Below are 20,145 nucleotides of genomic sequence, written 5' to 3' on the forward strand. Positions count from 1 at the left end.
AGCAATTTTGAAGTTAGTCTCTTAAACGCTAAAAATAATAAGGCAGACGGTTTTTTTGTTAGACATGCATATTCAGAATTAAACCATGTCATTGCAATTCTAGATGGCTGGAAAGCCACGGAAAAAGTCGTCGAAGATACCAAGGATAACACTGATGCCCCAGCAGAAATACGCAGATATAAACAACTACTAGATGATGGCATCATTACCCAAGAAGAATTCGAGGCAAAGAAGAAACAATTGCTGGGGCTTTAAGGTATCGTCCACAACACGCAACACCAGCAATGTTAAAAACTATGATGTGCAAAAAAGCTGTAAGACAATAAATCTTTGCGGCTTTTTTATTAGGAGGAAAATTATGCCAAAGCGAGACGAACATATAAAAGAATACAAAAACAAAAGAGGCGAACGTGTTTTTAAGTTCCACCTCTATCTCGGTATGGATGAAAACGGCAAGCGCGTTAATATCACTCGCCAAGGATTTAAAACGTATAACGATGCCAAAATCACTTATGACCAATTACGCGCCAATGGTACAACTGGATATCAGCGACCTAAACAAATTAAAACTGATGAAATGTATCAGTTATGGTTTAACAATTATAAGGGACAAGTGAAGCAGTCGACAGCCAACAAAAATTGGCAATTGTACAAAAATCATATTAAGCCTATCTTTGGCAATCAGTATATGGATAAAATTAAAGTTAAATCCGTACAAAAATTTGCTGATAACAAAGCAAACGAAATCGTAAAATATAAAGATGTAGTCAGACAACTAGGAACTTTATTCGAATATGCCATCAGACTTAATTACGTTAAAGATAATCCTGTTAAAAGAATTATCATGCCCAAGAAAACATCCCGCGCTCGCAGAGATGTAGAACATAATGTTTACTCTAGGGCAGAATTGAAAACATTTTTAGCTACTGCTAAAGACTATAACATTAATATTTATACTTATTTCAAATTGCTTTCCTCTACTGGATTGCGTAAGTCAGAAGCTCTGGCGTTAGAGTGGAAAGACATCGATTTCAATAAAAATACAATTTCAGTAAAGCGTACACTTGCTTTGGGGCTTGGTAATAAAACCATTGTCCAACCACCAAAAAGTAAAATGTCCAACCGAACGCTTCCAATGTCAACAAATCTTAGAAAAGATCTTTTAGAATATAAAAAATCTCAAAAGATACTTTCAAAAAATATTTTCCATACCCATGACGGCAACTACTTAACATTAGCAAAACCATCGCAGTGGTTAGCTCAAGTATATAGAAAAAATCCAAATTTAAGAAAAATAACTGTTCATGGATTTAGACATACTTTTGCTACATTACTAATCAGCGAAACAGACATTAAGCCTAAAACGGTTCAGATGCTAATGGGACATGAAAACATTCAAATGACTTTGGATATTTATACCCACGTAACCCAAAAAAATAAAAACGATGCTGCTACCTCAATCAGCCAATTGAATATTTAACAATAATGACCTTTTTAAAGGTTAAATTATTTTTTTATTTCTTTTTTGCCGTGCGTTTGCCGTTCGAAAGTAATAAAAAAGCTTGTAATCGTTGATATTACAAGCTTTTTAAACATATTTAAGGAGAGTACAGGATTTGAACCTGCGCGCCAAGGAATACTTGGTTCGCCGGATTTCGAGTCCGGTGCATTACCACTCTGCCAACTCTCCACAACAACCATAATTATACATGATATTGGCAAAACTGCAAAATTAATTTTACAATTTTGCCAAATTTGTTCTTATAATTGTTGTCCATTTTAACTATGACTTCTTTGATTTTTGCCAAAATGGCTTACTATCGTTTTGCAACATTAACCGTTTATATGATTTGCCAACAAAAAATACTAGTAAACCAATACATCCAATTAAAATAAGCAAAGAAAAGGCACTCTCCCAATTATTAGCCGTTTTAGTAATTAAGCGTAAGGGCATGAAAAACGATGAGAATCCAGGAATAAAGGATAAAAAAATTATAATAGGATTCTTTAGTGTACTGATATTGCTTGATGTTAATCCAATAAATAAGATAACAAATGAGAAGTAAGTAACTGGCTGTGCAGCTTTTGAAGCATCTTCTGTCCGTTTGACCACTGCTCCACAATATGCCGCTAAAATCATGAATAGAATTATTCCCAATAAAAGATATACTAGTTTAATTCCTAAAAGACTTTGGACAATAGCTCGGGCGTAAGCTAATAAATTAGTTTGCGCCATAAAAGGAGCAGCTTGCGGTATATGTTTAATCATTTCTAGCCCAGTAGCTCCAATGATTAAATAAATCAATAATTGAAAAACTACAAGCCCTAAAATACCAGTAATTTTTCCAGTGAAATATTTAACGGCAGAAATGCTTGAAAAAATAACCTCAATTATCTTTGTCCCTTTATCAGCAGCAATTTCTTGTGCGGTAATATTAGTATAAATACCAACGATAACAAACATAATTCCAAATATAGTCGATAAAAATAGATAAGGATCTTCACCGAGATTAATGGTCATCTTCTGCAAGTGCTCGCTTAATACTGGAGTCAGATGAGTCTGAGATGAGTTTAGTTTAGAATCTTTCTTGCTACGCTCATTTTGAAGTTGTTTCAGGTATTTTACTAATCTCTTTTTAAACTTTGAATCAATTTTCTTAGTACCAAAGTAATCGGCTTGAATTTGACCACGTTTAACTTCAATATCAACATAACCGTCAATATCAACATTTTGTAAACTCTTTTTAGCAATTGAAACTGTTTTGATAGTGTCATCAACGTAATCTTCAACATTAGCTTTTACAAAAGGTTTACTTATATCCGGATTATTGCTGACAACAGCATAAGTGTCACCCATGCTGTTAATAATGAAGTATTCGGTTCCAAATGTAACAGCTAAGAGCAAAAGTGGTACTGAAAATAACATCACGAATGACCATGATTTTACTTGTTTGTAAAATGTGTGCCAAACAACAATAGCAAATTTACGCATTCTTCTCACTCGCTTTCATCCGAAAAATTTCAGCTAAAGTTGGTGCTTGCTGCTGATATCTTCAATATACTGATCTTTTGTCAAAGCTGCAAAGACTTCTGGACCGCTTTTTTCGTCATCTATTCTTAATAAATAGCGATTATTTTTCCTCTGCTCAACAGTTTGAACATGTGGCAATTTAATTAGTTCTGCTAGCGGTGTAGCTGTTTTGACAAGAATTTCATTTTTAGAAAATGAATTTCGAACTTCTTCAACCGGACCTTTTAAAACTACCTGGCCTTTTCTGAGCATCAAAAGTGAATCGCAAATTTCCTCAACATTCACCATATCATGACTTGAATAAATAATAATAGCTCCATTATTCTTAGCGTCTAGAATTGCCGTTTTTAGTAATTCCGCATTAATTGGATCAAGCCCACTAAATGGTTCGTCTAAGATAATTAATTTTGGTTGATGAATCAAAGTACAGATCAGCTGTACTTTCTGCTGATTACCCTTTGATAAAGTCTTTATTTTGTCAGATTTATTTCCATTGACCTCAAATCGATCTAGCCAAGCATCGATTTTACTTAAAATATCTTGCTTTTTCATCCCTTTAAGTTGAGCATAATAAATAATTTGGTTTTGAAGCGTCAACTTTTGCATCAAACTGCGCTCTTCAGGTAAATAACCAATTTGATCAAAATTATCTTCATTTATCTGTTTATTTTCCCAGGAAATCTTACCGTCATAGCTAATAAAGTTCAAAATACTATGAAAAGTTGTAGTTTTACCAGCACCATTTTGACCAATTAGTCCTAAAATTTTACCTGGTTCAGCTACAAAACCAATATCATCTAGTGCGACCTTGTCACCAAACTTTTTACTAAGATGTTCAATTTTCAGCATATAAAACCGCCTTTTTAATTTTTTCTAAATAATTGATTTATAAAATAAGATAGAGCGTTTTCTTTTTTTATTAGAATTGCTGCATCCCCCTTCATGCCGTAGCGAATTATTTTCGCCTGCTTAGCTGATAATTTGGTTTGAGCCTCAACTAAATAAAGATTGTATTCATTGTAGCTATATAAATTAAAACTTCCTTTTAAAAATGTATCTCTTATTCCAGTTTGGTCAGAATTTTGGTTTTCCCATTTTAAAATGTGAGAAAATATATCTTTCAGAACTCCTATGATGCAATCTTAGTTTGTAATGAAAACACTTTACGCCAAATATTTTATGCTTGAAGCAAGTATTTTTTCAAGCTAAGTTTCTAAGACATAGTTCAAAAGACTCTATTTAGAAGGATTTTTTGATCATTTATAGTTAAGCAACATCTATTAACAATTTAAAGTAGACCTAACAACAGTCTATGAATAATTGGTAGTTAGTGCTAGGTACAAATTATTAAGACCAAATTGATTTTTAAATTTAGTTAAAAAATGGTTTAATATATATTTATATGTATATGAAATTTTGAAAAGGTGGTTTAAAAATGAAAATAGGTTTAAAAATTAAGTTTTATCGTACCAAAAACAGGCTTACTCAAGAGCAACTTGGCAATCAACTACTTGTATCAAGAAAAACAATTTCAAGCTGGGAAAATGATCGTAGTGTGCCTGATCTCGAAACTTTATTAAAATTAAGCGACATTTTTAATATTACTTTAGATTACTTACTGCACCAAGATATTACTAAAACTCAAAATATTAAGACACAGTATTATATTGGTATATCCTCCACTCATCAACATAGCTTTGTCTGTCATCTATTTACTATTATTCAATGACTGGGCTCGTTTTCAGCAAAAAAAGAAACTAGTTTTATTACTAGTTTCTTTTTTCTTACTTTTTAATTCTGTCATTATAATATCCAATAATTATCTTATTGCCTCTTCCTCAAATATACCTTCACATAACCTGGAAACCTTATTTGATGCGAGGACCCATGCCCTCACCCAGTCGAAAAGCAAGATGTCGACCCTTTAGATGCCGCCTAGATATGTTAGAATTAAGCAAGTTCTATGGTAACTTTTTATTTTCTAATCAGGGCAAATGTCCAACTTCATTCTATAATTTAGGAAAAAACATTTTGAAGATTTCTAATTAATTTTCCAATAGTAATTAAAAATCTATAGCATCATTGTCGCTCTTTTAACCCCACTATTAATTTTACCTAAATCTTTGTTATTGCAAATGTAAAATTTACTTTTATTTAACTTGTTCATTATTTGTTTCTCTCATATTCAATTTTTTACATACTTATCAAAAAACTAAGAATGGTGGTTAATAAACAATTTTTGAAGGCCGACACCTATCGCACTTGCTACAATCCCCAGCAGAACTACTAACCCTACATTTATTTTAACTTTTGCGAAAGACTGAATTACTTCTATTCCAGCTATTGCAATAACTAGTCCTCTTAAACCAGATACTATCATACTTGAATGTTTAATTTGTTGGGTATACATACCATTATCAATACTTTTTTTCAATAAGTGCTGATAAATAAAAATATCAGCAGAAGCTATAATTAGAGATACTAGGGCAATTAAACCACTTCTAAAATCATTTTTTTGTAAAAAAATTGCGTTTGGAATTGGAAAACAAAAAATTACAATCGCCAGTGGCAAGAGATTACCCTTTTTTAAAGCAGAGCTAGGATCTGACCATTCTTTCAGATGATGATAAATATCTTTTAACGCCTCAAAAACTGTTTCTTGTTTTTTCATCCTCTAATTCCTCCTAGTTTGAACTTCTAAGATTATAATATCTTATAATCAAAGTTGGCATTTTTTCAAGCTAAGTTTCTAAGATATGCATTAGAGCTTGATTTATTAAGTCATGTAGAAATTGCTTAATAAATTTTTTGAAAAACGGATTATTATTTGATGCAAAAGAATTTAAGCAAAGACAAACAATTATTATTAACATTTTTCTCGCGATTTTTGAAACTTATTCGAAAATTCAAAGTAACATTAATTTTCCCAACAGTTTTTCTTTATTAAAAAACAAACTTGAAGTCCATCTCCTATTAAGCTAGCTATTATTGAAAATATTAATACTGACCAAAGATTAAATTTCATTTTAGTATAAGTACAAATTGAAAGCATGATACTAACAATAATCAAGCTCATTCTTATAGATGTATTAATTAAAATCCATCTTTTCATTGAATCGTTGATATTATTAGCGTTAATTTCTTTAATGATAGCACATTGATAACAAAAGCCAGTCCATATTTCTGCAAATACATCAAAAACAAAAAGTGGGCCCATAACACTTACAGATTCGTTACCCCCATAATTAAAATTTAAATCTTGCAATACCATGAAAACACAGAACCATAAACGGGAATCGAATTTTAGAAAAGTATTTTTTTTCTCTAATTTATCCATATTTAATCTTTTCCATTTAGAAATATGGTTATGGATATCCATTAAGCTTTCTATAATCCCGTTTTTTTCATTTTAGTCTCCCCTCTTCTATGCACTCAAACAATTTTTTTAAAAAATATTTTCAATAGTATGATATTAAAAGTTATTACTTGATGTACTTCTACAGTAAGCTATAAAAATGATTTCTAAATAAATATCATCTCAACAATTGGTACTGAAAAAATCACAAATAATTGATATAAAATTTATCTTTTATAATTTTTAAATATTATATTGTCTTTTTAAACCAATAATGCTTGAATGTCACTATGTATGTACACATGATTTAAATTTTTTAATAGAAAGTCATAAAGATGGAATTAGGAGACAAAATTAAACATTATCGTATTAAATATGGTCTTACACAAGAACAATTGGCTAAAAAATTACTAGTTTCTCGTAAAACAGTATCAAGCTGGGAAAATGATCGTAGTACACCAAATATTGAAATGCTTTTTAAGCTTTGTAGTATATTTGAAATTTCACTTGATGAGCTAGGTAGTATACAAGATACAAAATTAAAAAAAGACAATAATGTAAAAAAGAAAAATAAGCCGTTAACCGTTATACTATATTTATTATTATGTGCATTTGCCGTAATGACTTATCTGAGATTTTTTGGATTTAAATTGATTATTAAATATACTCCATTTATAGCTTTTATAATCAATATTGTTTATCTTAATTTTTATTCTGAATGGAGTAAATTTTCTAAACCAAAAGCACTTGCCTTTCTTTTATGTTCTATTTTTATTTTTCTTATACTAAATTGCTGTTTATTATTTAAAAACAACTACCTTTTTTCTTCTTATTCGACAGATTATATAAATAATATTTTAGTTACTCTAGCTTCAATTACATATGTTTTGATTACCACATTTATTATTACAACAATAGTTTTTTTTAGTCCTTTTAATATAAAAAAACTCGCAAAAAATAATTTCTAGCCTACCTCTCTTAGATTAATCAACTTTTTCATTAGACAATCTTTGCTATAAGTCTATAGGTAGCAGTAATATGTTTTTATTAATTTTAAGTAGAACAAAATTATTTTTGATTATAATAAAAACCTTTAGCTTTAATTTCTTTAGTCTTTGAGACTTCTAAAAACCCATGTATTTATTTAATAAATTTGTTTCAGAATGTTTGCCTCCGCGTATTTCAATTAAATCCGCATTTTTTAGCAAATAAAATTGTATTTTTTTGTTGCATTTTTCATAATTAATTCCTCTCTTAAATTAATATTAATTTAAAAAAAGTTAACTAAATAATCTAAAAAATCGTACTTTCACAAAACTAAACAAAAACAAGTTAGAGTAATTCAGTAAAACTTTCTTGTTTTTTCATCCTCTAATTTCTCCTATTTAGACTTTTAAGATTATAATATCTTATAATCAAAGTTGGCATTTTTTCAAGCTAAGTTTCTAAGACATGCATTAGAGCTTGATTTATTAAGTCATGCAGAAATATTTTAATGAAGCAAAAAATATTTTTGCCTAGGAATATTCAATTAAATTTGACAAATTTTTAAAATTAATTGTTTATAATTCTAACTAAACCAATAACAAGTTAGTGACAAAAAGCATTTATAATTAGCAATTTTCTTAATTTTTACTCAAGAGTGTACTTTAAAGTATATTGAAACCTTGGTAACTGTTAAAATACAGTCAAATAAAGTTAAAGTTTGATAGGTAGGGATTTATCTTGTATTTAAACATCTGGGTTGCAATTATGTCCGCTCTAATACTGGTACTACTTATTTTTAATGTTAGAAACTCACGTCGATTTAATCTGTTTGACCATTGGCTCCATCACAAATTAGTTGGGCAACATGATGGTTTTAGCTGGCAAATAATTACTTTCATCAATGATCCAAAACTCTTAGTAGTTTGGGATATTTTTTTGGCTAGTTTCCTAATTAATGAAGAAAAGAATTTAGCCGCACTTTGGGTTTTATTTACTCTTGGTTTTACCGATTTAAGTGGGCTTCTATTAAAAAAGTGGATGCACCGTAAGCGTCCACTCATGCACTCCAGTCTTGAAGAAGGTTATAGTTTTCCTAGTGGTCATGTCTTAGGAACTACTAGTATGATCTTAATTATTTGGGAAATTTTTGGAACAAAATTTGGTAATGGGTTAATAATTACACTAGCTGTCATTTGGATAATGGTAGTGATATCAAGGATTAGTTTGAAAGCCCACTATCCTTCAGACGTTATTGGTGCAACTTCTTTAGCTGTCTTCTGTTTTACCTTATCACAGCAAATTTTTCTTGCTTTTTTATAAATACTAAATTATTAGAACAATAATACTATCTTAGCTAAATAGCATAAGACATATTTCATAGTATCGGATACGATTTATGGTTTACTTCTTAAGGTTTTACTCAAATTGGTCTTTTACTAATTGCCAAAATTACTATCAATGTATCTTAACCGTCATTTTTTTAAAGTGTAATAAAATAATTACCAAAAAAGCAGTTCACATCATCGTTATGTTGAACTGCTTTTCGCTATTTAAAAATTACTGCTCATCGAAACCAACCATTAAACTACCAGCTTCTGCGTAAAAAGCGCATAGGCCATGCATTGGTCGAATTATTATTTCTGCTTGCGGATATGATATGAGAATTTTTTCTTTAAGTACTTGCGCATCCTTTTCATTATTACACTGATCAATGATTACTCGCCCACCTTGATAGTTCATTTCATTCATCAATTTTAATATTTCATTTAAAGAACGCTTCATACCACGTACTTTAGCAATTGGTTCCAATTTCCCTTGCTCACTAGCTGTCCCAACAAGATTGATTTTTAACATTTTAGCTACTTTAGCTACTGCCATACTTACACGACCGTTTAAAGCTAAATTATGTAGGGATTGTAGTACAAACAATAAGTGCGTATGCGTTTTGTATTCCGAAATTTTTTGTTCTATATCTACAAACCTAGTTTGATCATCAACCAAGCGTTCAATTTCACGTTGAATCATTGAAACCTCTGGTCCAGCAGTTCTAGAATCAATAACGATGACCCGACTATTAGGATTATCTTTTTCATATATCTGCTTTGCTTGATAAGCTGAAGAAAAACTACCACTAAGTCCACTAGTAATTGTTAACATAATTGCTCGGCTACTACCTTCTAAGGCTTTAAGCCACTCATCGATACTTGGACAAGATGTCCTTCCCTCTTCGGTATTTTTCGCCATTGAATCAAGAAAATCAGCCATATTTAAATGTTCATCATCTATAAAGTCTTTACCTGAAATTGATATTGTTAAAGGAACGACTATCAGTCTTTCACTTATCTTTTCATTAGCACTAGAATCGATTATTAATTTTACTTCTTCCATTTATTGAATATCCTTATCAAAAATAAACCAATCAAAGTTAAGATTGTATAGTTAAATAATAATGCAAATCGACTAAAAAAGCGAATAAATGCTTATAAAATTTTTAATACTAGAAAACGGTTACAAATGTTTACATAATCACAAACTTAGGCTAAAATTTGTCATGTAGACTTGGAGCTCTGCTCCACTAATGTATGTACTAATTAGTACAGCATTTATTATTTAGGAGGTTTTTAGATGTTAAAATCAGTCATTGAAAATGTTCATGCACTGGAAATCTATGATTCACGTGGTAATCCAACTGTTGAGGCATTTGTTACGCTTTCAAATGGTGTTGTAGGCAAGGCCGAAGTTCCATCTGGTGCTTCAACAGGTGAAAACGAAGCTGTTGAATTGCGTGATGGTGATAATCGTGTTGGCGGTAAAGGTGTTGCCAAAGCCGTTGAAAACGTTAATACTAAGATTGCCGAAGCTTTAAAGGGTTTAGATCCTCACGATCAAGCAAATATTGACCGTGTTATGATTGAATTAGATGGTACCCCTAACAAGGCTAAGCTTGGTGCTAATGCAATTTTGGGTGTATCAATGGCTACTGCTGCTGCTGCTGCTAAAGATACTCATCAACCTTTATACCGTTACCTTGGTGGAACTGACCTTGAAATGCCTCAAACTTTCCACAACGTTATTAACGGTGGAGAGCACGCTGACAACGGTATCGATGTTCAAGAATTCATGATTACCCCAGTTAAAAAGACTTCATTCCGTGACGGTTTTGAAAAGATTGTTAACACTTACCACACATTAAAGAAGGTTCTTGAAGACATGGGTTACGAAACTGGTCTTGGTGACGAAGGTGGTTTCGCTCCTAACATGAAGAACTCTGAAGAAGCTTTGCAAGCTTTACACGATGCTATTGTTAAGGCCGGTTATAAGCCTGGTGAAGATATTGCAATTGCTTGTGACTGTGCTGCTTCATACTTCTACAACAAAGAAGATGGTAAGTACCACTTTGAAGGTAAAGTCTTTGACGACGATCAATTAGCTGAATACTACGACAAGTTACTTGATGAATTCCCTGAATTAATTTCAATTGAAGATCCATACGATGAAAATGATGTTGAAGGAATGATTAAATTTACTCAAACTCACAAAGATAGAATTCAAATCGTTTTAGATGACTTCATTTGTACTAATCCTCAACTTTTAGCTAAAGCTATTAAGGAAGGTGCTGGTAATGCATCATTAATTAAGTTGAATCAAATTGGTACTGTTACTGAAACTTTGGAAACTATTCGTCTTTCACGTAAGAATGGTTACAACACCATGATTTCTCACCGTTCAGGTGAAACTGGTGATACTTTCATTGCTGACTTCGCTGTTGCAATTAATGGTGGTCAATTGAAGACTGGTGCTCCAGCTCGTTCAGAACGTGTTGAGAAGTACAACCGTTTACTTGAAATCGAAGAAGAACTTGGTGCAGGTGAACGTTTAGCTACTTTCCCAGATAACGTTAACAAGGACTAATTAGTCTTATCATAAAAAAGCTTGCCTATAAGCAAGCTTTTTTTGTGCCCTATTTGTTGTAAGTAAAACCATGCCGTTTTATTTGCTAGAAAACGGGGCATATTTATGCTAACTTAAATAAAGAATTACTTGTTAAGGAAGGAAAATTATGTCTGAAAAAATTGCTAGCTTAAGTCAAGCCGAAGCAGATGAATTACTAACAAAAAATGGGTTAAACGAAGTACCCGAACCTCAATTTAACTTTTTTAAAGAATTTTTAGCTAAATTATGGAATCTATCCGCCTGGATTTTAGAAGCTGCCTTACTTCTTGAGTGTCTCTTAGGCAAATGGATCCAATCTTTTTTCGTTTTATTAATGTTACTATTTGCTGCTTGGAATGGTGCTTCAAAGAAAAAGCAATCTCGCCGTGTTTTAAACACTATTTCTCATAAATTAACCCCGCTGGTATCAGTTCAACGCGATGGAATTTGGAAAACTATTGATTCCAAATATTTAGTTCCAGGCGATTTGATTAGTATCCAATCTGGCGATGTGCTAGCGGCAGATGTTCAAATACTTGATAGTCCAGTTTCTTTTGATGAAAGTTCTATTACGGGTGAAGCAAAAACCGTAAAAAAGAACATTACAGATATCGCCTTTGCGGGTACCACTGTAACCGAAGGAAGTGCCCTAGCTCGTGTAACCGCAACAGGGGCAAATTCACGTTCTGGGAAAACCATTAATTTAATTAATAATTCAGCTGCTCCAGGTCACTTGCAACAACTATTAACTAAAATTATTTATTATCTCTGTATCCTTGATGGAATTTTAACTTTAGTAATCGTGATTGCTTCCTTCTTTAAAGGTGGTGATTTGAAGAATTTAATTGATATGCTACCATTTTTGGCAATGATGTTTATTGCCTCCATACCTGTTGCGATGCCTTCAACCTTTGCCCTCTCCAATTCCTTTGAAGCTACTAGATTAAGCAAAGAGGGGGTTTTGACATCTGATTTAACCGGTATTCAAGATGCAGCTAATTTAAATTTGATTTTATTAGATAAAACTGGAACAATTACCGAAAATAAAACAGCTGTTTCTCAATGGACTAATTTTAGTGAGATGAGCAATGATACGGTATTAGAACTTGCTTCTGCCGCCATTGATCAAAGAAATAAAAAAATTATTGATACTGCGATTACCGATTATATTTCCAACTGCAACTTACAGATTAAAACTAGTAAGGACTTTACTCCTTTTACCTCTGCAAGAGGCTATTCAATGGCCAATGTTGATAACCATAATGTTAAATTAGGGTCATTCAAGCAATTATCTTTAATTGATTCAACTGCCCTAACCAAAGTTAAAGATGTTGATTTTAGTTCAGGACGGTCAGTTGCTGTGTTAATTGATGATATTTTAGCGGGAGTATTTATTTTAGAAGATAAAGTAAGATCTGACTCAAAAGCTGCTCTAGCTGAACTTAAAAAACGTGGTGTTCTGCCAATTATGCTAACTGGTGATAACCAAAAAACCGCTCAGGCTGTTGCAAAACAAGTTAACTTAAGCGGAAAAGTTATTTCTATTCATGATTTTAATGATCAAACTGATATTCAACATCTTGCTGGAATTGCTGACGTTTTACCAGAAGATAAATTACGAATGGTCAAATTTTTTCAAAAAAAAGGTTATATTGTAGGAATGACTGGGGATGGTGTCAATGATTCTCCTGCATTAAAACAAGCCGAGGTTGGAATCGCTGTTTCAAATGCAGCCGACGTTGCCAAACGATCCAGTAAGATGGTTCTTCTTGATGATGGCTTAACATCCATTGTTAAAATTCTAGACGCTGGACATCGGGTATATCAGCGAATGACTACCTGGTCGTTAACAAAATTAGCTAGAACTGCTCAACTCACTATGCTACTTACTTTTGGCTATTTATTTTTCGATTATATCCCTATGGCCTTAAATGCAATGGTTATTTATACCATTATGAATAACATGGTTACAATGATGATTGGTACTGATCGCACCCACATCACTTACCAACCAGAAAATTGGGATATGGCTAAGTTAGCTAAAATTGCTTTTTCACTAGCATTCGGCTGGACCCTAATTGGCATAGCAGGTATATGGTACTTAAATAACCATAACTTTAGTCATGGTACTATTTCAACTATGGTCTATGTATATCTAGTTTTAAGTGCAATGTTTATTATTTTAATAACTCGAACAAAGCATTACTTTTGGCAAGACTATCCTTCTAAAGCCGTTGGATTAACGCAAATGGGAGATATTATTCTAACAATTGTGCTTGCATTGAGCGGAATTGCGATGACTCAGATTAATTGGATAAATTTGCTAATTACTATTTTTATTAGTTTAATAGCAGCAATCTTAATTGATTTATTTTATCAACCAATTATGAAAAATAAATAACTAAAATTGAAGTAGATCGCTCCAAATATCTCTTGTGATAAGTTTGGGAGCGATTTTTATTGTCTCTCAAATATGAGCTGCTTCTTGTTGCCTCTTTAATAATTAAAAAAGCTGAGCACGACATTTTGACGTACTCAGCTTTTAAAGATTATCAGGCGTTCCTGACTATCCTCGCCTAATAAAATATGTTTGTATATGTGTTTGTATATGTGTTTGGTTATAAAAATTAAAAATAGGAAAAAATATTTAATTAATCAGGAAATTTAATTAGTTTATTTAAAATTTGAATCATTAACATAAATCATAATATATCAATGACCCTCTAACCACCCCCTTAAAATTGTTGATTTTATCGAGTTATACGGTTTTAATTTAATAAGCTTTAACTGTTTTATTTTTTGCAATAAATCAATATATAATTTGTATTTTAGTAGTTATTGTTTAAACAGTTTATTTAAATATACTACAAAACTAGCTAAAAAAACAGCAATAAATTAAAAAAGATTCCCAAAGTTAACGGAACCTTTTATTAATTATTACTCTTTAATTCATACACATAAGATGTTTCATTTGGTCTATATACACCATGCAAAGTACCTACTCGAGTAAAGCCCATCTTATTAATTAAATGTTGCATTGCCTTATTATCTTCGTGAGTATCAATGCGAATTGAATCAATATCTGTTCTATTATCGAGAATATAATTAATAACAGAACTTAATAATTCTGTTGCATAGCCCTTCCCTGCATAATTTGAATGGATTGCTACTCGATGAATGACTACATATTTACCAGTATTACATAACCACTGACCAACTAACTTATCGTAAGCATGATCAGGAGCGTTTACAATAGAAATTGCCCCAATTGTTTCATTATCTGCTGAAGAAGCTAGGTATGCTGAACCATGTTCAATATCCTCTTTAATTTGAGCTTTAGAAGGATAATCTCCTTGCCATTGATCAACTCCTCTTTCAGCTAACTGGTTAGCGCCATCTTTCAAAATCGTCATAATTTGGTCAAAATCAGCCATGGTTGCTTTTCTTAATTTCAAATTATTTATGCTCCTTTTTTTGAGATACCGTACCATTATAAATACTTGAACACTATTTGTAAAAAGATTTCGTTCTAAAATTAAAAAAAGTTTGCGATGATTACGTTCTGTTTAAGAAAATTAAGTTGATCCCTACTTTTAAATACCAGAGTCCTATAAATAAAAGGCTTGATACACTTGTGCATCAAGCCTTTTTTATTGTTCTTAAGCTCCATGATACTGAACAAGAGAAAAGACATCTAAGCCTGGCAACTTCTCTTTACCCTTTAAATCAGGTAGTTCAATATAAAAAGCAGCTCCTACTAGTTCGCCACCTAGTTCTTCAACAAGTTCCTTACATGCTCTTAAAGTTCCAGCCGTAGCAAGCAAATCATCACAGATGACTACTCGTTGTCCGGGTTTAATTGCATCTTTATGCATTTCCAAAATATTGGAACCATATTCTAAATCATAGGATGCGCGCTCAACTTCACGTGGTAGTTTCTGTGGCTTCCTGGCGGGAACAAAACCTAAGCCCAATTCAGTTGCTACTGGACAGCCAACAATAAAACCGCGTGCCTCAGGGCCTACAATTACATCAGCCGCTCTACTTTTAGCGTATTCCGCCAATTGGTGAGTAGCTTCTCGAAATAACTTCCCATCTTGCAAGATGGGTGTAATGTCGCGGAAAGTAATTCCTTTATTCGGGAAATCCTTGACACTTGCAATATGATCTTCAAAAACGTTTGCCATAAGAAGAAAAAAACCTCCAAATTCAATTGCTTGCTACAGCTTCTTTGACTTATCTATTCTACCAGACTTTTATCTTAAAAGCATTAAATGCTATTAATTATTGTTCTTTAATTGCTGATTAACATACATTAGCAACTTTTCACTTGGCATTTGTCGTAATTGTTGAATAAAATTAAGCTGTGATTGAATAGCACAAAAATACTTTGAAGCAGTCAAGGCTTTTTTTTCTGGATTTTTAATACCCCAAATTTTATTTTGCTTAATTGTAATAAATTTTAATTCATAAAAAACACGCATAATAAATAGTATATTCTGATAATCAATACCTAAAAATGGTGCCACCTGTCGATATTCATTAATTTCTAATCCTGGATGCTGGTATACATATTTAAGAAGCACTTCAAAATATTTCTTTGCCGGCATTAATTTAATTGGTAATTGATCTAGCAGAAAGCGTAAATAAAGCTGTTTATAATTTTTAGTCAAGGCTTGATCCAATTCAGCCTGATTATGAGGTGTATCAAGAAAGACCACAACTTCACGATCACTGTCATTATCATATTCATCAATTAGGGTGATTTTTTTAGAATCAATATCAAAACTATTATTTGCCACTTCTAAGTTTTGTTTGTCAAATAAAAGATAGCGATCAGCAAAGCCCATTACATGCTTTTCTTGACGCAAATCAATTACTGGAGTTGAAAACAAAAATTTAGGTGCTGAAAAAACAATTCCTTCGATTATTCCCTGTAATTTAACTTGATTACGATAATTATTTTCACCAAGTTGGATAAACAATTGGTTTATATATGGTAATAAACCTTTAGTTATGTATTTTTTATTAAAGCCCACTACCTCTAATTTATTATTTTTTTGGCTTAATGTTAATTTAATATGGTTCTTATCCTTACCCATAAAAAAGCAACTGCTGATTTCTAAATTAGAAATACTGAAAATTGGCTTTACATTGTCAGTTCCATAGGGTCCAACTTGATTAATTTGGTGCATAATATCAAGAGAAAGATGCGTAAATGGTAATTCAAAATCATAATACTTAACTATTGTACTTTCATGAATATCGTAACTAGCTTCAAATTCGGTTCTAAGGGTAGCAATTTTGCTTTCTTCCATTGATAGCCCACAAGCAAAGTCATGACCACCAAATTTAAGAAATAAATTTTGTTTTAAGCTATCTAACGCATTAAAAATATTAAAATTTGCAACTGAACGCCCTGAACCTTTGATAATTCCTGCTTTATTTTTAGTTAAAATAATTGTTGGTTTATGTAACTCTTCGGCAATTTTATTAGCTACCAGTCCTAAGACACCTTCGTGAAAGTCAGCTGAATAGATAACAAGTGTTTTTCTTGATTGCCAATTATTGACTTTTACTTGCTGTAAGCATGCCTTATATACTTTAGCTGTTAAATCTTTACGCTGTTCATTAAGGTTTTCAATCTTATCGGCTATTTTTTGCGCTTCAGCTTCACTTTCACACAACAATAGTTCAACTGCCAAACTAGCATTATCGAGTCTTCCCACTGCATTTAATCTGGGAGTAATATTAAAACCAACATCATTCTCATCAATTTGACCACTTTGCAATCCTGAATTTTTAATTAGTGCCTTCAGCCCAGGTCTATCGGTTTGATTTAGTACTTCTAAACCACGTTTGACAACAATGTGCCCCTCACCTGAAATTTTCACCATGTCGCCAATTGTGCCAATCATCGCAAGCTCTAATAATTCAGGCATCGGATCTTGCATCAATTCACGACAAATTGTATAAGCAACTCCCGCGCCACAATAATCATCAAACGGATATTTTTGTCCCGGATAGTTGCAGTGCACTAGGGCATAACAATCGGGTACATTTTCTTGCATTTTGTGATGATCCGTAATTATTGTATCAACACCCTTGTGCTTGGCATAAGCTACTTCTTCTACTCCAGTAATACCATTGTCAACGGTAATAATTAAATTAGTACCATTAGCAACTATTTTCTTATATGCCGCTAAATTGGGCCCATAACCATCTTCAAAACGATTAGGAATAAAATAGTGCACATCAGCCCCTAAAATTTCCAGTGTTTCCATCATAATAGCAGTAGCTGTTATTCCATCTGCATCATAATCGCCATAAATAGTTATTTTTTCATTATGCTCAATAGCTAAATTAATACGTGCGACTGCTTTAGCCATATCATGCATTAAATTAGGATCAGCTAAATCTTCTTCGGTAGCATTTAACCAATATTCTAATTTCTCTGCTGTATTTAGATTGCGTAATGCAAACAATTTTGCAGCAATGGGTTTTAGCTGATATTTTTCAACTAATTCAGGAGCTAATTCTTTACTAGTGCGCTCTTTCCACTTTATCATTTACTTAATTATGCCTTCTCTAAAATAGTAAAATTCCAAAGTTAAATATTGAGATGCTGGAACTTAAAAATTGTCACAGTACTATATTAAATCTTTGGAATTAAAATATCTTGTTAAAATTTATTTTGAGTTTAAATCATCGTCATTCATTCTTAAAACTGCCATAAACGCATCTTGGGGAACTTCAACTTGTCCAACAGCCTTCATTCTCTTTTTACCACGTTTTTGTTTTTCAAGTAACTTTGCCCGACGATCAGGGTCACCTGTATGAATTTTCCAAGTAACATCTTTACGATACGGCTTAATTGTTGCTCGCGAAATTATTTTTGCTCCAATTGCTCCTTGAATATCAACTTCAAAGTTTTGCCTTGGAATCAGCTTCTTTAGCATTGAAGTCATTTGTCTTGCTCTATTTTGTGATTCATCGCGATGAGCAATAAAGCTCAAGGCATCGATAACTTGTTTATTTAGCAAAATATCAATCTTGACTAAATCGGTTGCACGATAGCCAGTAATTTCATAGTCCAGTGAAGCGTATCCTTTAGTAGACGATTTTAAATCATCGAAGAAATCATAGATTATTTCCGCTAAAGGCATATTATAAATTACATTAACCCGGTATTTATCTAAATAATCCATTGTGACAAATTCACCGCGTTTACGTTGACAAAGTTCCATTACCGGACCTACAAAGTCATTTGGTACCATTACTTCTGCTTTAACATAAGGTTCTTGAACTTCACGATATTCTCCAGCTGAAGGCAAATCAGATGGATTGTCAATCACTTTTGTAGAGCCATCGTTCATAATTGCATGATAATCGACTGAAGGAGCTGTCATAATTAGATCTAAATTAAATTCTTGCTCTAATCTTTCTTGAACCACATCCATATGCAATAGACCTAAAAAGCCACAACGAAAACCAAATCCTAATGCAGTAGAAGTTTCTGGTTCAAATTCCAGTGCAGCATCATTTAATTGTAATTTTTGAAGTGCCTCTTTCAAATCGTCATATTTTGAGTTATCAACTGGATACATACCCGAATAAACCATTGGTGGGATTTGACGATAGCCAGGAAGTGGTTTAGCTGTCACATTTTCGCTTGAAGTAATTGTATCTCCCACCCCAGTTTCACGAACTGACTTAATATTAGCTGTTAGATAGCCAACATCTCCAGCAATTAAAAGATCTTTTTTCACGGGATGCGGACTAGAAACACCAACCTCAGTTACTTCATACTCTTTTCCCGTATTCATGATTTTAATATGGTCACCAGGTTTAACCATTCCATCTTCGACTCTAATTGATAAGACGACCCCACGATAGTCGTCATATTTTGAATCAAAAATCAAAGCCTTAAGTGGTGCCTCTAAATCACCATCCGGAGCAGGAATATCTTGTACAATTCTTTCTAATAAATCACCAATGCCTTGACCAGTTTTACCTGAAACTTCAGCCGCATTAGACGCATCTAATCCTAACATCTCGGTAATCTCTTCTTTTGCTTGCTCGGGATTTGCTGACGGCAAATCAATTTTATTAATGACTGGCAAAATCTCTAAATCATCATCAATGGCTAAATATGTATTGGCTAAGGTTTGTGCCTGTACACCTTGAGAAGCATCAACGACCAAAAGCGCTCCTTCACAAGCAGCTAGTGACCTTGAAACTTCATAAGAAAAATCAACATGGCCTGGTGTATCAATAAGATGAAAAATATAATCTTCACCATTTTGAGCATGATATTTAATTTCAACTGAGTTCATTTTAATTGTAATTCCTCGTTGACGCTCAAGTGGCATATCATCTAGCATTTGATTCTTTAACTGCCGCTCTGAAACCGTATCGGTTAACTCCAAAATTCGATCAGCAATCGTTGATTTACCATGATCAATATGAGCAACAATTGAAAAGTTGCGAATATGTTTTTTATAATCTTCTAATTTTGTTAGATCCATAAATCATTTGCATCCTTTTGTTTTTTCTGTCATTGACCAATCAACGTTTTAATGCTGATTGATGCAATTTTTATTTCTTAATTACTTTCAGATTAATAATTATTTACTATATTATTGTGAAGACTACTTTCTTCTTTCTGTGTAAGACAATTATACCATACCCCCATATTGAAAAAATAACTGCACGTTAGACCTATGTTTCAGAATAAAGTCTTAACATTAACTTTTAAGTAATTATTACTACTAAAATCAATTAAATTAATTATCTAGCAAACATTTTTAAATGCTATGATTTTCATTGACAGTTTAGC

15 protein-coding genes, 1 tRNA gene and 1 pseudogene are annotated in these 20,145 nt (G+C 32.4%); 7 read left to right on the forward strand and 10 right to left on the reverse strand.

Annotated elements, in window-relative coordinates; genetic code table 11:
• A partial coding sequence (locus tag F5ESL0237_RS04060) for an SHOCT domain-containing protein (protein WP_147440980.1) occupies positions 1-255 on the forward strand: 255 nt, incomplete at its 5' end.
• A gap of 103 nt (positions 256-358) precedes the next feature.
• Entirely contained in the window at positions 359-1,480 is a 1,122-nt protein-coding gene (locus F5ESL0237_RS04065; RefSeq protein WP_122024707.1) for a site-specific integrase, read from the forward strand.
• Positions 1,481-1,601: 121 nt separating this feature from the next.
• Here the strand turns inward: F5ESL0237_RS04065 and F5ESL0237_RS04070 are convergent.
• The 3 genes and pseudogenes from F5ESL0237_RS04070 to F5ESL0237_RS04080 all read right to left on the reverse strand — a co-directional run bounded on the left by F5ESL0237_RS04070 (position 1,602) and on the right by F5ESL0237_RS04080 (position 3,880).
• A tRNA-Ser gene (locus F5ESL0237_RS04070) sits at positions 1,602-1,690 on the reverse strand.
• A gap of 93 nt (positions 1,691-1,783) precedes the next feature.
• Entirely contained in the window at positions 1,784-2,992 is a 1,209-nt protein-coding gene (locus F5ESL0237_RS04075; protein WP_122024708.1) for an ABC transporter permease, read from the reverse strand.
• A pseudogene (locus F5ESL0237_RS04080) lies at positions 2,985-3,880 on the reverse strand (ABC transporter ATP-binding protein). The gene F5ESL0237_RS04075 and the pseudogene F5ESL0237_RS04080 overlap by 8 nt, the downstream one beginning before the upstream one ends.
• 586 nt (positions 3,881-4,466) lie before the next feature.
• Here F5ESL0237_RS04080 and F5ESL0237_RS04085 point away from each other — a divergent pair.
• Positions 4,467-4,760 carry a helix-turn-helix domain-containing protein gene (locus F5ESL0237_RS04085; protein WP_122024709.1) on the forward strand — a complete coding sequence of 98 codons (294 nt, stop codon included), beginning with the start codon at positions 4,467-4,469 and terminating at the stop codon, positions 4,758-4,760.
• 483 nt (positions 4,761-5,243) lie between these two features.
• Here the strand turns inward: F5ESL0237_RS04085 and F5ESL0237_RS04090 are convergent, their stop codons facing one another.
• The gene (locus tag F5ESL0237_RS04090) at positions 5,244-5,702 is read right to left on the reverse strand and encodes a hypothetical protein (RefSeq protein ID WP_122024710.1); all 459 of its coding nucleotides are present in this window, start codon (positions 5,700-5,702) and stop codon (positions 5,244-5,246) included.
• A gap of 246 nt (positions 5,703-5,948) precedes the next feature.
• Positions 5,949-6,368 (reverse strand): hypothetical protein, encoded by a 420-nt coding sequence (locus F5ESL0237_RS04095; RefSeq protein WP_147440982.1) that lies wholly within the window; start codon positions 6,366-6,368, stop codon positions 5,949-5,951.
• 353 nt (positions 6,369-6,721) lie between these two features.
• Here F5ESL0237_RS04095 and F5ESL0237_RS04100 point away from each other — a divergent pair, with 353 nt between their 5' ends.
• Both F5ESL0237_RS04100 and F5ESL0237_RS04105 read left to right on the forward strand, forming a co-directional pair.
• Positions 6,722-7,354 (forward strand): helix-turn-helix transcriptional regulator, encoded by a 633-nt coding sequence (locus F5ESL0237_RS04100; RefSeq protein WP_122024712.1) that lies wholly within the window; start codon positions 6,722-6,724, stop codon positions 7,352-7,354.
• A gap of 784 nt (positions 7,355-8,138) precedes the next feature.
• Positions 8,139-8,693 (forward strand): phosphatase PAP2 family protein, encoded by a 555-nt coding sequence (locus tag F5ESL0237_RS04105; RefSeq protein ID WP_122024782.1) that lies wholly within the window; start codon positions 8,139-8,141, stop codon positions 8,691-8,693.
• A gap of 237 nt (positions 8,694-8,930) precedes the next feature.
• Here the strand turns inward: F5ESL0237_RS04105 and F5ESL0237_RS04110 are convergent, their stop codons facing one another.
• A complete protein-coding gene (locus F5ESL0237_RS04110) occupies positions 8,931-9,761 on the reverse strand; it encodes a DegV family protein (protein ID WP_122021836.1) in 831 nt (276 codons plus the stop codon).
• A 237-nt stretch (positions 9,762-9,998) separates the two neighbouring features.
• Between F5ESL0237_RS04110 and eno the strand changes: the two genes are divergently transcribed.
• Together eno and F5ESL0237_RS04120 are read left to right on the forward strand one after the other, a co-directional pair.
• On the forward strand, positions 9,999-11,285 hold the full coding sequence (eno, locus tag F5ESL0237_RS04115) for a phosphopyruvate hydratase (RefSeq protein WP_118897025.1): 1,287 nt from the start codon (positions 9,999-10,001) through the stop codon (positions 11,283-11,285).
• 148 nt (positions 11,286-11,433) lie between these two features.
• Positions 11,434-13,707, forward strand: coding sequence for an HAD-IC family P-type ATPase (locus F5ESL0237_RS04120; RefSeq protein WP_122024713.1), 2,274 nt, complete (start codon positions 11,434-11,436; stop codon positions 13,705-13,707).
• A gap of 529 nt (positions 13,708-14,236) precedes the next feature.
• Here F5ESL0237_RS04120 and F5ESL0237_RS04125 read toward each other — a convergent pair.
• The 4 genes from F5ESL0237_RS04125 to lepA all read right to left on the reverse strand — a co-directional run bounded on the left by F5ESL0237_RS04125 (position 14,237) and on the right by lepA (position 19,834).
• Positions 14,237-14,797, reverse strand: coding sequence for a GNAT family N-acetyltransferase (locus F5ESL0237_RS04125; RefSeq protein WP_122024714.1), 561 nt, complete (start codon positions 14,795-14,797; stop codon positions 14,237-14,239).
• Positions 14,798-14,965: 168 nt separating this feature from the next.
• The gene (locus F5ESL0237_RS04130) at positions 14,966-15,493 is read right to left on the reverse strand and encodes an adenine phosphoribosyltransferase (protein ID WP_090092169.1); all 528 of its coding nucleotides are present in this window, start codon (positions 15,491-15,493) and stop codon (positions 14,966-14,968) included.
• 93 nt (positions 15,494-15,586) lie between these two features.
• A complete protein-coding gene (gene recJ, locus F5ESL0237_RS04135) occupies positions 15,587-17,872 on the reverse strand; it encodes a single-stranded-DNA-specific exonuclease RecJ (protein ID WP_122022048.1) in 2,286 nt (761 codons plus the stop codon).
• A gap of 123 nt (positions 17,873-17,995) precedes the next feature.
• Positions 17,996-19,834 (reverse strand): translation elongation factor 4, encoded by a 1,839-nt coding sequence (lepA, locus tag F5ESL0237_RS04140; RefSeq protein ID WP_122024715.1) that lies wholly within the window; start codon positions 19,832-19,834, stop codon positions 17,996-17,998.
• Between the last annotated feature and the right edge of the window lie 311 nt (positions 19,835-20,145).

Source organism: Lactobacillus sp. ESL0237, assembly GCF_003692985.1.
GTDB classification, from domain to species: domain Bacteria; phylum Bacillota; class Bacilli; order Lactobacillales; family Lactobacillaceae; genus Lactobacillus; species Lactobacillus bombicola.